The organism is Acinetobacter towneri (assembly GCF_017498585.1).
Lineage (GTDB): Bacteria > Pseudomonadota > Gammaproteobacteria > Pseudomonadales > Moraxellaceae > Acinetobacter > Acinetobacter towneri.
The window spans coordinates 1,398,398-1,411,187 of sequence record NZ_CP071766.1 but is presented as its reverse complement, the minus strand read 5'-3'; the positions used below and the strand labels follow the sequence as shown (position 1 = coordinate 1,411,187).

General features: G+C 41.6%; 13 protein-coding genes. 8 read left to right on the top strand and 5 right to left on the bottom strand.

What is annotated here, in order from left to right; genetic code table 11:
* The first annotated feature begins 53 nt into the window (after positions 1-53).
* Complete coding sequence (gene pal / locus J4G44_RS06750) at positions 54-623, top strand: peptidoglycan-associated lipoprotein Pal (protein WP_004971799.1); 570 nt, start codon at positions 54-56, stop codon at positions 621-623.
* A gap of 156 nt (positions 624-779) precedes the next feature.
* Here the strand turns inward: pal and J4G44_RS06745 are convergent, their stop codons facing one another.
* Positions 780-965, bottom strand: a complete 186-nt coding sequence (locus J4G44_RS06745; RefSeq protein WP_004971800.1) for an NF038105 family protein — start codon at positions 963-965, stop codon at positions 780-782.
* 177 nt (positions 966-1,142) lie between these two features.
* Between J4G44_RS06745 and J4G44_RS06740 the strand changes: the two genes are divergently transcribed.
* From J4G44_RS06740 to J4G44_RS06720, 5 genes are all read left to right on the top strand, one after another.
* Entirely contained in the window at positions 1,143-2,117 is a 975-nt protein-coding gene (locus tag J4G44_RS06740) for a class 1 fructose-bisphosphatase (protein ID WP_004971801.1), read from the top strand.
* A 50-nt stretch (positions 2,118-2,167) separates the two neighbouring features.
* Positions 2,168-2,944 carry a TrmH family RNA methyltransferase gene (locus J4G44_RS06735; protein ID WP_180050424.1) on the top strand — a complete coding sequence of 259 codons (777 nt, stop codon included), beginning with the start codon at positions 2,168-2,170 and terminating at the stop codon, positions 2,942-2,944.
* 156 nt (positions 2,945-3,100) lie between these two features.
* The gene (locus tag J4G44_RS06730; protein ID WP_180043365.1) at positions 3,101-3,715 is read left to right on the top strand and encodes an RNA polymerase sigma factor; all 615 of its coding nucleotides are present in this window, start codon (positions 3,101-3,103) and stop codon (positions 3,713-3,715) included.
* The gene (locus J4G44_RS06725; protein WP_207973530.1) at positions 3,712-4,032 is read left to right on the top strand and encodes a hypothetical protein; all 321 of its coding nucleotides are present in this window, start codon (positions 3,712-3,714) and stop codon (positions 4,030-4,032) included. Before J4G44_RS06730 ends, J4G44_RS06725 begins: the two co-directional genes overlap by 4 nt.
* Positions 4,022-4,423, top strand: coding sequence for a DUF3106 domain-containing protein (locus J4G44_RS06720; RefSeq protein ID WP_004971806.1), 402 nt, complete (start codon positions 4,022-4,024; stop codon positions 4,421-4,423). Before J4G44_RS06725 ends, J4G44_RS06720 begins: the two co-directional genes overlap by 11 nt.
* A gap of 100 nt (positions 4,424-4,523) precedes the next feature.
* Here J4G44_RS06720 and J4G44_RS06715 read toward each other — a convergent pair whose 3' ends face one another.
* The 4 genes from J4G44_RS06715 to cxpE all read right to left on the bottom strand — a co-directional run bounded on the left by J4G44_RS06715 (position 4,524) and on the right by cxpE (position 10,875).
* The gene (locus J4G44_RS06715) at positions 4,524-6,938 is read right to left on the bottom strand and encodes a CSLREA domain-containing protein (protein ID WP_225530188.1); all 2,415 of its coding nucleotides are present in this window, start codon (positions 6,936-6,938) and stop codon (positions 4,524-4,526) included.
* 57 nt (positions 6,939-6,995) lie between these two features.
* Entirely contained in the window at positions 6,996-8,813 is a 1,818-nt protein-coding gene (gene rbtA, locus J4G44_RS06710) for a rhombotarget A (protein ID WP_207973529.1), read from the bottom strand.
* 122 nt (positions 8,814-8,935) lie between these two features.
* A complete protein-coding gene (gene hda, locus J4G44_RS06705; protein WP_004971812.1) occupies positions 8,936-9,640 on the bottom strand; it encodes a DnaA regulatory inactivator Hda in 705 nt (234 codons plus the stop codon).
* Positions 9,641-9,654: 14 nt separating this feature from the next.
* Positions 9,655-10,875: a chloramphenicol efflux transporter CxpE gene (gene cxpE / locus J4G44_RS06700; protein ID WP_167845886.1), complete on the bottom strand. Its 1,221-nt coding sequence runs from the start codon at positions 10,873-10,875 to the stop codon at positions 9,655-9,657.
* A gap of 134 nt (positions 10,876-11,009) precedes the next feature.
* Here cxpE and purM point away from each other — a divergent pair, with 134 nt between their 5' ends.
* Positions 11,010-12,080 carry a phosphoribosylformylglycinamidine cyclo-ligase gene (gene purM / locus J4G44_RS06695; RefSeq protein WP_104853216.1) on the top strand — a complete coding sequence of 357 codons (1,071 nt, stop codon included), beginning with the start codon at positions 11,010-11,012 and terminating at the stop codon, positions 12,078-12,080.
* A 10-nt stretch (positions 12,081-12,090) separates the two neighbouring features.
* Positions 12,091-12,720, top strand: coding sequence for a phosphoribosylglycinamide formyltransferase (gene purN, locus J4G44_RS06690; RefSeq protein WP_178865704.1), 630 nt, complete (start codon positions 12,091-12,093; stop codon positions 12,718-12,720).
* Positions 12,721-12,790 lie beyond the last annotated feature (70 nt).

Sequence of the window (12,790 nt, the reverse complement as noted above, 5' to 3'; positions counted from 1 at the left end):
AACACTTTTCAGTTCTGTTTTAAAACCAAAAATCAAGCTTCATGGAGATGAGGATGAACGCAGTTAAATTATTGGTACTCCCTGTTTTGGCATCGGCTTTAGTGATGACAGGTTGTGCAAACCGCAAACCAACGACTGACTCACAAGCAGGTCAAACACCAAGTGGTGCAACTACAGTCAACACCCAAGGTTTGAGTGAAGATGCAGCTTTAAATGCACAAAACCTTGCAGGTGCATCTGCCAAAGGTGTAACCGAAGCCAACAAAGCTTTCTTGGCAAAGCGCGTGGTGCATTTTGACTACGACAGCAGCGAATTATCTAATGATGATTACCAGACCCTACAAGCACATGCACAGTTTCTAATGGCGAATGCCAACTCTAAAGTAGCGCTTACAGGTCATACCGATGAACGCGGTACACGCGAATACAACATGGCTTTAGGCGAGCGTCGTGCCAAAGCGGTTGAGAGCTTCTTAATCACCAGCGGCGTTAACGCAGGTCAGCTTGAAGCAGTGAGCTATGGTAAAGAAATGCCAGTCAACCCTGGACATGATGAAAATGCATGGAAAGAAAACCGTCGCGTAGAAATTAACTACGAAGCTGTTCCACCATTATTGAAATAATAATTTGCTGTTTGGGAAAAACTCGTTTAGAACGTGTTTCCCCAATACGAAAAAAGCGCTCTTTATTACAAGGGCGCTTTTTTATGACATAAAAAACTGGGCGAACGAATATTTTAAAAACTAACAGATAAGTGCAGAAATACAGCTTTGCTTCAGTTATTCCGACTCGGCATCAGCTTTTGCAGTTTGCATAGATTCAATCAAATCATGCTTGTTAAACTTTTTATATTCAGGTTTAGACTCGTAATCTTTCCAAGCGGCTTTCATCTTGTCCTCAGAAATATCGTCTAAACTAATCCCTTCGCTTGGCGTTGGAGTCGCATCAAACTTTAACGTTGTCATATCTGTGCTCCTATCTCAAATTAAATCCTTCACATCAACATAGCACTTTCTGCAGGACTTGCAAGGGTAAAATCACAGCAAATAGTCGAGTTTAATTTTTCTTTTAACGCGTTCTCATCTAAACTATTGCAGCATATTGTTATCCTCATTTTTGCAGTCATTCGGAGTTTTCCAGTCATGTCATACCGCACCCTTTCCCAATTTCTACAACAACAAACTGGAAATTTAACACCCGAACTTGCTCAAGTGATTGAAACTATAGCCAATACTTGCAAAACAATTGACCAAACATTACAAAAAGGTGCATTGGCGGGCGTATTAGGCAGTGCACAAAATGAAAACGTACAAGGCGAAGAACAAAAGAAATTAGATGTTATTTCAAATGATTATTTAATTGAAGCGTTACAAAAACATCCTAATGTGGGTGGTTTGGCGTCGGAAGAATTAGACGAATTCACTCCTGCTCAGGAAAATGGTCAATATTTAGTGTTATTTGACCCACTGGATGGTTCAAGCAACATCGACATCAATATGTGTGTGGGTACCATTTTCTCAATTTTACCTGCAAAAAATGCCGTGACCCAAGCTGCAGACTTTATGCAAGCAGGTACACAACAAGTTGCTGCAGGTTATGTCCTGTATGGCCCATCTACCATGATGGCGCTCACTGTTGGTGCAGGCGTGGTATTCTTTACCTTTGACCCAGAAAGCCAAGAGTTTTTGGTGACTGCAGACAACATTCAAGTTGCTGCCGATACAAAAGAATACGCGATCAATGCTTCAAACCAACGCCATTGGGAAGCACCTGTAAAACGCTATATTGATGAACTTTTGGCTGGTAAAACTGGGCCACGCGAAAAAGACTTTAACATGCGTTGGGTTGCATGTATGGTGGGCGATATTCACCGTATCCTTTGCCGTAGCGGGGTTTTCATGTATCCATACGACTTAAAAGACCCGAAAAAAGCAGGTCGTTTACGTTTAATGTATGAAGCCAATCCAATGAGTATGCTCATGGAACAAGCAGGCGGTGCGGCAACCACAGGTCGTGTGCGTATTTTAGACATCCAACCCACAGACCTACATCAACGTGTGCCTGTCATCATTGGCTCAAAAAATGAAGTCGATTTGGTCAGCAGCTACCATCAATAATTTTTAACAACAGCAGTCGGCCATTCGCTGACTGCTGTGGATTTTATCGCATGCCTACGATTTTTTTAGAATCAAAAGATAACCCGAAAATTAAACACTTACGTGGTTTAATTGAACAAAATAACTATCGCAAAAAACAGGGACAAACGGTACTTGAAGGTACACATTTGTGTCTGGCGTGGTTACATGAAAATAAAAAAATCAATTCGATTTTTACCACCGAACATGCACTAAGCCATCCTGACTATGAGCGTATTTTGGCTAAATACACAGGCGTGGTCTTTGTCATTGGCGAATCTTTATATAAAGATTTAAGCACTTTAGGCACTTCCCTTGCCTGTTTAGCCATTGTCGACGTGCCAAGTTCAAGCCAAGCTTTAGACTTTAAAGCAGACACACTGATTTTAGAAAATGTGCAAGATCCGGGTAATGTCGGCACCTTATTGCGCTCTGCAGCAGCAGCAGGTATTGAACAAATTATTTGTACCAAAGGTTCTGCCTCACTTTGGTCGCCACGGGTGTTACGTGCAGGCATGGGCGCACACTTTAGCTTGCATACCTTTGAAAATATTGAACTCGAAGATCTCTTAGCACAATTTCAGATTCCTGTATATGTGACCAGTTCACACCATGCAGAAAGTCTCTATTCCAAAAATCTGCGTAAGGCTTGCGTCTGGATTCTAGGCAATGAAGGTCAAGGTGTGTCCGATTATGCCTTACAGCATGCAGAAGCGGTAAGTATTCCACAACCAGGTGGACAGGAATCTTTGAATGTGGCAATTGCAGGCTCAATCTGTTTCTTTGAAATGGTACGCCAACGTCTGTAAATGGTTAATTTATTTTAAAAAGACTAGCCCTGCAAAAAAAATAGATTAGACTGAAAATAATAACTTGCAATGTCAACCAAACCATTGTTTTTAGCGTTATAAAAATATGATGTTAAAAATAATCGTGGGTATCCAATGACAGGATTTTCCATCTCTATGGATTTAAACCCGAAGTCGTCACACTCGGAAAATTTGAGTGCTCTTAAGAGTACGGCTGAGCAACGTCTGAAGAATTTTATGCAAGAAGTAACGGGGCGTGCCTTAGTGATGATGGAAAGTGCAACGCAAGGACAGCACGGCATTGCTATGGATTTGGTGCAAGAAGCCTTTATTTCCTTGCATAAATCTTATGCTGACAAAGCCACAGAGGAATGGTATCCCCTGTTTTACACCATTTTAAATAACAAATTACAAGATTGGCGTCGTAAAGAAGCTCGCCGCGCTCAACCGTTTTCATGGTTCAAAAAAATCAGTTTAGATGATGACGATGTTGAACAACTTGATATTGTCGATGAGCAAGCACTCAATCCTGCAGAGTTTTTAGATCAAGCTGTGACTGTAGAAGAAATTCAGGCAGCAATTGCGGGGCTTCCTGTGCGGCAACAACAAGCTTTTATGTTACGTGCTTGGGAAGGTTTTGATACGCAAACCACCGCACAAATTATGAACTGCACTGAAGGCAGTGTAAAAACGCATTATCACCGTGCTATTCAAGCTTTACGCAACAGTTTGGCACATATGAATCCGTATCTGGGAGGATCATCAGAATGAAACAAGATGATTTCTTAAAACAAGTGACATCTAAACTTGATGGATTGGCTCGCCACCATCAAGACAAAGCCGCAGTCATGAATCATGTCTTGGACAATATTCAAGACAAGAAAACATCGCGCTATGCGCTTTGGAAAATGTCAGGTTTTGCATTGGCTGCGGCAATTGCAGGTTTTGTGGTCTTGCCAAATTCAATGGAAATGACCACACAGCCGCAGAATCAAGCTGTATCTGTTCCTAAACTTTCTCCACAAATGGTGGAAGATTTAGAAATGTTAATGGTGTTGGGTGAGGACAAAGTTCCACATGGCAGCTAAACGAATTGTGATTGCGTGTTGTGCGCTCAGTTTTTTACAAACCAGTTTTGCAGGGTTTGAGCGTTTTTGGATTTTTTCCAAAGATGCAGATACGCAAATTTCAGAAACCTGGGAAACTCTTTCTGAAGAAGAACAATTGGCCTTAATTAAGCGCTATCAAAACTTAAAAGAAATTCCTGCAGAAAAAAGCGTAGCTTTACAGCAGCGGATGGATTGGTTTACTCAACTGCCTGATAGCGAAAAACAAAAAATGCGTGAAACTTGGCAAAAAATGAGCACGCAAGAACGTCGTGAATTAGGACAACGCTTGCAACAAGCAACACCTGAACAACGACCTTTAATTCGTCAGGAATACATTCTTAAATATCAGCAGCCTGCAATGAGTCACTAATTTTATCTGTTCATGGATAATAGAAAGTACTTGAAGTCACCAATAACAAAAGCCTCATCGTGTAAAACAGATGAGGCTTTTGCAATAAAGAGTCGGTAGATTACGATTTTCTTGGACGTTGACGATAGAACGCCAATCCGATTAAACCAAACATACCCCAGAAACCTAAGCTTCCCCCACCGCCACCACTGGCTTCATAATTGGTATTTTTCGCTGTATTTTCTAAAGTAATGGTCGCTTCAGGCGATAATTCCAGTTCATGATCGAAAATCGTGTATTTCAGCTCATAATCAAATGGGCTAAAGCTATTTCGTACTTGAACCTGAATATTGCCACCATAACAAATTTCACGTGCATAATCCCCAGGACAAGGTGCTTGACGATCTGCCGTAAGTACCACACCTGAAGGTACTTGTGTAAAACGAATTGCCAGTTCTTGTCCTGTACTATCTTTATAGAATGCAGGCTTATTGGTATTTTCTTTCAAAGTGCTGATAGAACCATCGCCTGCATCGCTATCATTCAGCAATGGATTAAAACTCACTTTGAGGTCTGTACCATATTCAAGTCGTACACGATCATCTTTTGCAATTGGGGCAATATTGCTAAATTTACCTTCAAGTAAGCCCGAAGAATGCAAATTACTGTCCAATTTTGAGGTAATGGTGTATTTACAATACGCTGAATCGGTTGCTTCTGTGACTTTATCATTCAGTCGATACATCACAATCCGTTGCAACTGTGCATCCCATTCACATTTGAATAGTGGATCTTGGGTCAATTTATCGGTACTAAATGTGGTACCTGAACCCGAAATTGCACCAATCCCCAATACTTCAGTGCTAATGCTAAAGTTGTCAGAATTAAGCTGTCTTAACTGAACAAATTTCCCATCTGCAGTTGGTTCATCTTGCTTTAATGCCATCGCAAATGGATCAACATAAATGGCACGATATTGCTGCTTAGCTTTGGTATTCGCCAACAAATCCTGCATCGTTTTCAAATCAGTACGCGATTGAGAAACGACCGAAGATGCAGCATCTTTACTTTGATCTATCGCAGACTGAATACGGTCAATTTGTTGCTGATAATTGGCAAATAAACTTTCATAAGAGACATTACGCAAGCTTTGAATATCGGCTGCATTTAAGCGCATCACTTCTACAGAGCCAATTTCACAGGTATTTTTTGCATCAGGATTTAAAGTTAAAGTTGCATTACTCACCCGCGCTAAACCACGTTGTTCATAATCACTACACCCCATGCTGTTTACATCAATCAAATCTTTCGCAGGGTCTGAACCAAGTTTTGGATAATACAACGGCAGGAATAAATTATAAGCAGATGGTTCTTGCAAGGGCTGCAATACTTGATCAAAGCTAAGCCCTGTCAAATCCAAATTTTTAGCACCATCATAAGAACTATTTGCTGTTTCAGGCAAATCACACTCGCCTTGCTCTGTCGCTGATCCCATTGCGAATAAGGCATTGCGAATTGTGTTGATGTTGCGCGCCTGCTCTAAGCTCGCAGGGAATGCATAACGACAAGATTTACCTTGGTTAAAGGCCAACATATTAAAAGAGAGGACAATACGTGGATAATTGTCATAAAACAAAGTACTCAATGCTTTATTTTCAACAATGGTATTACTTTGCAAATACACCTGTGACAAAGTGCTAAGCGGATGATTTTCTGCATTACTTAAGTTAAAGATATGACCTTTGCTGGTATCAGCTTGGTTTTGTGCAATCGTACTGGCAGTCAACGCAAGATCTGGTTGGCCGCAAAGATCAAAAGTACTAAGACTATTTGCAGCACCATTTTTCACAATACTGCTGCGGTCAATTTTCACCATAGAGCGTGTATTGACCAAGTTGGCACTACAATCCATTGCCAACACACTACCTACTTTGGCTTGGTTCGCATGGATATAAGCATTTTCTAAATTGACTTGACGCTCCGCTTGATGAGCAACAACGTAAATTGCACCACCTTGTTCTGCATGCGAATTTTGAATTTCGACATTGTTCGCAGCTAGTGGGCCTGCCACAAATAATGCACCACCTTTGCCTGCATCTACAGGGTTCGCATTACCACCACCATTGGCATCCCCATTTTTTAGAATGACATCGTATAGCGCCACGCTGGCTTGGGTATCTGAAGTATTGATAATACGGCTATTGCCCTGTGCATTAATACTGGTTTTTAACGGTGCAATTGAAGGATAACGATGGGTAATCGGATCTACTTGGTTATAGTCGACCGCTGTCGCCCCATAAATACGCACCATAGATTGCGGGCGTAATTCTGAGTTTAAGATATATTCCCCAGCCTGCAACTGAATCATATCGGTTGCACCACGGTTGGTATTGCCTGCGCTACATCCACCGAACGCAATATTCTGCTTGGCCGCAACTAACGCTTCACGTAATGAACATTTGCTTAAGTCTTCACCATTTTGATCTTCAAAGGTCGTGACCTGAATCACACGATTATCTGCTGCCATAAGCGACATAGCAGACAGCACCATTATCCCTAATAGTGTTTTTTTATTATTTTTCATATTCATCCTTTATGCTTTTCTACGGCTTAAACCCAACAAGCCCAATAAAGCCATTAATCCGTAAGCGCTCCATGCACCGCCAGAAACTTTTATTTTATCGCTTTCCATACGATTTTCATGTTCTTGAATAACTTGGACTTTCACTTCCATATAAGGTGTTGTGCTGTTAAAACGTGTGGTACTGGTGACTAATTTAATTTTAAAAACATCTGCACCATGCCAAGCAGAATCTGGGGTATATACCAAATTCCCCAACTCATCTACGGTCAATTTTCCTTTAGAACGTGTATCGAGTTGCTCAATTTGCACACAACCTGCTTGCCATGCTTGGCCTGTCGGATTGTTTGGATAGACTTGATCACAAAATTCTTTAGGCACCAAATCACTATCACCCAACAAATCACTCACCGACATTTTAGCAATTTGACCCGCCAAAATATCTTGACCTATAAGCCCCATAGTTTCAGGAACCATCACCTCTATTGCACCACGGTCACATAAGGTAATATCTGACTGACGGTTTTTACCGCGCTGATCTGAAGCAGCACAACCGACTACCGTATTATCCCCCAGTTGTAATTGCCCCTGATTCAACACCACAGAATCTTTCAGGCTGTTATAATTGAGCAATACGCGTGGGCGCATAAAGCCCAAGAATGAGTTTTCAGGAACTTGATATGGACAAAAGAGTGCCGTTTTATCTTGACTGAGGGTTTGGCATGCACCTTCAAGCAGATTACCTGCAAGCACCGAATTTGCAGTCCATAGCGTATTTGGATAGTTGCTATCGCCTGCTCCACAGCCTGCGCCGACTAAATTATTTTGCAATCTTGTTGCATCTGAACCTGCTTGCACACAGTTTGCTGCAGTATTCACACTCACAGGATGTGGATTACCCAAAATCACACTATTGGCAATATAGGCTTTACCCAAAGGTGCGTTGAGATACACACCACGGCTGTTACCAATCAAGCTAATGTTATTGACACCAATATCATCCAGCACATTCATGACATAGCCTTCATTTGCAGTAAAAGTACTGCTCACGATCATATTCCCCATACTAGGAAAGGCTTTGATTTCTTCATCTGCCAAACTTGCTGCAGAATAGAGATTGGCTGAAGCAACTGATATGGTTTTGTTGCCTTTAAATACTGAAGTTGTAATCACAAAGCGTGGGAATTGCGTATAAATGACGCCACCTTCCTGCGCTTGGTTAGCTTCAAGCAAGCTATTTTTGATCTCAATAAAACCTGCAGGGATCTTCTCGTCAGTCATTTGTGCGAGGTTATAAATTGCCCCACCTTGATTGGCTACACCCTGACTCAGTTTCACATAGTCTAAAATTAAATGTTCATTATTATAAATCAGACCACCTTGTTGCTGACGACAGCGTTCCTCACCGCAGCCCTGTAAAGTTAATTCTTTTAAAGAAACTTTTAAGAAACGATCCTTGCTATCTTCAATGTGGAAAATTCGCTCATTGCCGCGCATCTGAATCGTGGCATTATTCAAACCTGGGGCAGTTTTATCATTCAGACTACTGTCATAGGTGGTTTTAATTTCAAGGTTTTCTGTAATTTTAAGTTGAGTATCAATTTGATAGACGGCTTTCTTTTCTAATAAAATCACACTTGAGGCATTTTTGCCGCCACAGCCCAAATAGCCTTCTTCGGGCATGCCTAAATTAATATACTCAATGGCTTCACGCAAAGAACATTGTTGATCATCTGCTTTGGTGTCAGCAGTGGTGGTGACAATGATATTACTACTATATGCATGACCTGCGATAAACAGCATACCAATGCCGATGCTCTGCTTGAGCATAAGCGTACTCCTTGTAATTTTCTTTGTTTTTTTTCTTCTTTAGTTGCAAATTCCCTGCAACTTCGAATTATTTTCCGAATAATTTGGCATAGCTTGCGCAAATTCTCAAGTAATTTTAATTTTTACCGATATTCGTCAATTAAAGCATAAATCTGACGCAGGTTTGCTCCACTTAATTTCGTTTTCTCTCCTTTAAGTAATTGCACCAACTGTTCAAGGCTTTGCAGCAAAATCGAGGTCTGCTGTGGGCCATGTAACAACAAATAATCAATAATTTGTGGGTCGATGATAATCCCGCGACGCTCTAACACAGAACTCACCAAAGCTTGTCGGTCTGCATACAAACTGCCTGAAGGCACTTTAACACTCACTGCCTGCGTCAAACGTGATTGCAAATCGGGCAATTCAAGCTTTAATTCAATCGGTGCAAAACGTGATGAAAACACCAACTGACCACCAACCTCATTGCTGTAATTGATTAAGTGAAACACCGCACGTTGCCAATGTGGTACACCACTAATCGCTTCAATATCGTCTAAAGCAACCAAATCATAACGGTCTAAAGAGGTAATTGCTTCTGTTGGGGCATCCAATAATTCAAGTAAGGATACTTTAATAGCTGATTTGCCAATTTCTAAATAGGAATCGCAAATTGCAGACAATAAATGACTTTTGCCTGTGCCCGCACCACCATAGACATAAAAGCGATTGACCAATCCTGCATGAAGCTGTCGAACTGCATCAATCACATGCCCCCAACCCGGACCAGAAAAATCACTGATCCGTGCATCTAATTGAGGCTCGATATCTAACTGCAGTTGACGCATAGAATTGTAATCACCTAGGAGTTTTGCTGATCTGAGGGCTTTATCTTACTTGATTTTTCAGTCTGTTGCAGTGAATTTGCTGACTGAGGATCAAGCTCAATATCAATATGAACTTGTGCTGTATCAATGCTGATGTCACCCGATGCACCATCTTCCGACACCACCACAGGTTGCCCATACAAATAACTTTTTTCGTAAAAATCACGTAAATGACGCAGTAAAACCACAATCACTGCTGCTACTGGTAAAGCAATCAACATACCCATGAATCCAGCCAGTTGTGCACCTGCTAAAACAGCAAACACCACCGCGACTGGCGAAAGCCCGATTTTATCACCCAATAAAAACGGTTGTAGAATATAGCCTTCCACCGCCTGTCCAATCATAAAGACCACAAGGACTAAAACCAATTGCATCCAGTCAATGCCAAATTGTAGGAAAGTGGCAATAATGGCTGCAACAATCCCTACAGCGAAACCTAAATACGGAATAATACTAGCAAGTCCCGCAACCATCCCAATAATCAAACCGACTTCTAAACCAATCAGTTGCAATCCAGTCGCATAAACGACGCCCAACAAGATCATCACCAAAAACTGACCTTTAACGAAAGCACCTAATACACTGTGACATTCTTGCACCACAGCTAAAGTGCTTTGCTCATAAGGACGCGGAATTAAGCGACGCAGGCTGTCGAGCATACGCTGCCAGTCGAGTAGAAAATAGAAAGCAATAATTGGAATCAGCACTACGGTACCACCAATTTGAATAAAATTCAGACCAGACTGTGCAACACTCAATAACATGGCCTGAATACTATCGGCACTATAATTGGTTTGCACATAATCCATGACGATGCTGCTCATGTGCGAGGTATCAATTTCCATTTCTTCAATATGAAAAGTCGAAGACACCCACGGCAAGAAGGTCGAATTGATCCAGTTAATACCGACAGGAATACTGTCACGCGCAATCATCAACTGCTTCCAAACCAAAGGAATGATGTACCAAACTGCCAAAGTCAGCGCGATGCCAATCCCAATAAAAACCAAACTGATAGATAGCCAACGTGGCAAACCGACTTTGCAAAATTGTTCAACCAATGGGCTAAATAAATAAGCCATGAAAAATGCAACAACAAAAGGAATGACAACCGGTTTTAATAAGTACAGCACCCAAAGGAGCAGCACTATCCCAGACAGGATAAAAATGCGACGCAAGGTACGATCGACCATAGAAATTCGCCTTTTTTCAGTTTATTCGTTATAGAAGTTAAAATATTTGAATAAAGATAGCATTTTAGCGCATAAATAACATAAGAGTTTCGTATATTCAGGTATAATCGCCCCGCGAATGCGGAGACTTCATTATGAGCAACTCAACTTCTAACCCAACCACTGGTTTAAGCTATAAAGATGCTGGTGTCGATATTGAAGCGGGCGACGCGTTAGTCGATCGTATCAAATCTGTCGCTAAGCGCACGACTCGTCCTGAAGTGATGGGTGGATTAGGCGGCTTTGGCGCACTTTGTAAAATTCCGAAAGGTTATGAAGAACCTGTGCTCGTATCTGGCACAGATGGTGTAGGAACTAAATTACGTTTAGCGTTGAACCTAAACCGCCATGACACAATTGGTCAAGATTTGGTGGCAATGTGTGTAAATGACTTACTGGTGTGCGGTGCTGAACCTTTATTCTTCTTAGACTACTATGCAACAGGTCACTTAAATGTAGACGTTGCAGCCAATGTTGTTACAGGAATTGGTAAAGGCTGTGAGCTTGCAGGCTGTGCGCTTGTAGGTGGTGAAACTGCTGAAATGCCAGGCATGTATGAAGGTGAAGATTACGATCTTGCAGGCTTCTGTGTGGGCGTGGTTGAGCAAAGCAAAATTATTGATGGCTCTAAAGTAAAAGCTGGTGACGTTCTGATTGGTGTCGCTTCTTCAGGTGCACACTCAAACGGTTACTCTTTACTTCGTAAAATTTTAGACGTAAAAAATGTTGATTTAACTCAACTGGTTGATGGTCGTCCACTGGCTGACGTTGCCATGGAACCAACACGCATTTATGTCAAATCAATGCTTGAACTGTGCAAACAAGTTGATGTGCATGCTATGGCGCACATTACGGGTGGCGGTTTACCAGGTAACTTACCACGTGTATTGCCAAATGGTGCGCAAGCAGTGATTGACGAATCATCTTGGGAATGGCCAGAACTGTTCAAATTGTTACAACGTGAAGGCGGTGTAGAACAGTTTGAAATGTATCGCACCTTTAACTGTGGTGTAGGTATGGTTGTTGTTGTAGATGCCAACGATGCAGACAAAACAGTTGAACTTCTCAACAGCCTTGGCGAAAAAGCTTGGGTGATGGGTCATATTCAAGACAACGCCGAATCCGTTGAAGGCGCAGATGAAAAAATTCGCGTAATTTTTGCGTGATTTGACTCAGATGATCAAAATAGCTGTCCTCGTTTCAGGCAGCGGAAGTAACTTACAAGCCCTGATAGATGCCAATCTTTCAGGGCAAATTGTTGGGGTTATTTCCAATAAGCCTGATGCTTATGCTTTACAACGCGCTCAACAAGCAGGGATTCAAACTGCAGTGATTGAGCACAAACAATATCCGAGTCGTGAATTATTTGATGATGTCATGCATCAACAATTACTTGATTGGGATGTTGATTTGGTTGTTCTCGCAGGCTTTATGCGTATTTTAAGTGCCAAATTTGTGCATGCTTGGGAAGGTAAAATGCTCAACATTCATCCTTCACTCTTGCCGCATTATAAAGGCATGCACACCCATCAACGTGTACTCAATACAGGCGATACTTTACATGGTTGTACCGTGCATTATGTCACTGCTGAATTAGATGCAGGTCAAGCACTGGCACAAGGTGTGTTGCAAGTAAACATCCACGATGATGCCGAAAGCTTGGCGAACCGTGTGCATGTGTTGGAGCATTTGATTTATCCGCAAGTGGTTGAATGGATTTGTAACGGAACCATTCAGCACACTGCGCAAGGTGTGATGTATCGCCAACAACTGATACAACAACCTGTGCAGTTTTGCAATTTTTAAATATTCTTTAAGTATGTAGCTTTTGATATATACGAAAAAACGCCTGTTGATCAGGCGTTTTTTATGGTTC

Excerpts from the sequence above, each read along its gene's own strand:
- pal (WP_004971799.1), top strand. The coding sequence starts at position 54 with ATGAACGCAGTTAAATTATTGGTACTCCCTGTTTTGGCATCGGCTTTA.
- J4G44_RS06745 (WP_004971800.1), bottom strand. The coding sequence starts at position 965 with ATGACAACGTTAAAGTTTGATGCGACTCCAACGCCAAGCGAAGGGATT.
- J4G44_RS06740 (WP_004971801.1), top strand. The coding sequence starts at position 1,143 with ATGTCATACCGCACCCTTTCCCAATTTCTACAACAACAAACTGGAAAT.
- J4G44_RS06735 (WP_180050424.1), top strand. The coding sequence starts at position 2,168 with ATGCCTACGATTTTTTTAGAATCAAAAGATAACCCGAAAATTAAACAC.
- J4G44_RS06730 (WP_180043365.1), top strand. The coding sequence starts at position 3,101 with ATGGATTTAAACCCGAAGTCGTCACACTCGGAAAATTTGAGTGCTCTT.
- J4G44_RS06725 (WP_207973530.1), top strand. The coding sequence starts at position 3,712 with ATGAAACAAGATGATTTCTTAAAACAAGTGACATCTAAACTTGATGGA.
- J4G44_RS06720 (WP_004971806.1), top strand. The coding sequence starts at position 4,022 with ATGGCAGCTAAACGAATTGTGATTGCGTGTTGTGCGCTCAGTTTTTTA.
- J4G44_RS06715 (WP_225530188.1), bottom strand. The coding sequence starts at position 6,938 with ATGTCGCTTATGGCAGCAGATAATCGTGTGATTCAGGTCACGACCTTT.
- rbtA (WP_207973529.1), bottom strand. The coding sequence starts at position 8,813 with ATGCTCAAGCAGAGCATCGGCATTGGTATGCTGTTTATCGCAGGTCAT.
- hda (WP_004971812.1), bottom strand. The coding sequence starts at position 9,640 with ATGCGTCAACTGCAGTTAGATATCGAGCCTCAATTAGATGCACGGATC.
- cxpE (WP_167845886.1), bottom strand. The coding sequence starts at position 10,875 with ATGGTCGATCGTACCTTGCGTCGCATTTTTATCCTGTCTGGGATAGTG.
- purM (WP_104853216.1), top strand. The coding sequence starts at position 11,010 with ATGAGCAACTCAACTTCTAACCCAACCACTGGTTTAAGCTATAAAGAT.
- purN (WP_178865704.1), top strand. The coding sequence starts at position 12,091 with ATGATCAAAATAGCTGTCCTCGTTTCAGGCAGCGGAAGTAACTTACAA.